Annotated in this window: 1 protein-coding gene; it reads right to left on the bottom strand. The window is 68.0% G+C overall.

Annotation, left to right across the window (positions count from 1 at the left end):
• Positions 1-1,227 (bottom strand): acyltransferase domain-containing protein (locus OO52_RS45450; protein ID WP_037671601.1); only part of this gene is annotated, 1,227 nt, incomplete at both ends.

Genomic DNA, 1,227 nt, shown 5'->3' with positions numbered 1-1,227 from the left:
GGTGGTGGGGGTGGGGGTGTGCCAGTGGGTGGGGTGGCCGTGGGTGTGGAGGTGGGCGAGGGATTGGTGGAAGCGGGTGGTGGTGCCGTGGTGGCGGCGGAGGGTGCCGGTGGTGAGGGTGTCGGGGAGGGTGTCGGTGAGGGGGGTGGTGAGGACGGGGTGGGGGCTGGTTTCGATGTAGGTGGTGTGGCCGTCGTGGTGGAGGTTGTGGAGTGTGGGGTGGAGGAGGACGGGGTTGGCGAGGTTGTTGTACCAGTAGTCGGCGGTGAGTTGGGTGGTGTCGAGGGGGGTGGTGGTGAGGGTGGAGTAGAAGGTGATGGTGCTGGGCTGGGGTGTGATGTCGTGGAGTGTGTCGAGGATGGTTTGTTTGAGGGGGTGGATGTGGGGGGTGTGGGAGGCGTAGTCGACGGGGATGGTGCGGGCTTGGATGTTGTGTTGGTTGAGTGTGGTGACGAGGTGTTGGAGTTCTTCGGGGTTGCCGGCGATGACGGTGGTGTGGGGGCCGTTGTGGGCGGCGATGTGGAGGTCGGTGTAGGGGGTGAGGTGGGGGGTGGTGTCGTCGGGGGAGAGGGGGATGGAGGCCATGGCGCCGGTGCCGGCGAGGGTGAGGAGGGTTTGGGAGCGGAGGGCGACGATTTTGGCGGCGTCGTGGAGGGTGAGGGCTCCGGCGATGTAGGCGGCGGCGATTTCGCCTTGGGAGTGGCCGATGACGGCGTCGGGGTGGATGCCGTGGTGTTGCCAGAGGGTGGCGAGGCTGGTCATGACGGCGAAGAGGGCGGGTTGGATGATGTCGACGCGGTTGGTGGGGGGTGTGTCGGGGTGGCCGGTGAGGATGTCGATGAGGTTCCAGCCGGTGTGGGGTTGGAGGGCGTGGGCGGTGGCGGTGAGGTGGTCGGCGAAGACGGGTTGGGTGGCGAGGAGGTGGGTGGCCATGCCGTCCCATTGGGAGCCTTGGCCGGGGAAGACGAAGACGGTTTTGCCCAGGGGTTGGACGTTGCCTTGGACGAGGTCGGGGTGGGGGGTGCCTTGGGCGAGGGCGTGGAGGGCTTGGTGGAGGTGGTGGGTGGTGTGGGTGGCGATGACGGCGCGGTGGTCGAGGTGGGCGCGGCCGTCGGCGAGGACCTTGGCGATGGCGTCGGTGTCGGTGTCGGGGTGCTGGGTCAGGTAGTCGTGTAGCTGGGCGGCGCGTTCACGCAGGGCTTCCTCGGTGTGACCGGACAACAGCCA

This window comes from Streptomyces flaveolus (assembly GCF_000716535.1).
Classification (GTDB): domain Bacteria; phylum Actinomycetota; class Actinomycetes; order Streptomycetales; family Streptomycetaceae; genus Streptomyces; species Streptomyces flaveolus_A.
This window is presented reverse-complemented; position numbering and strand designations above follow the sequence as displayed.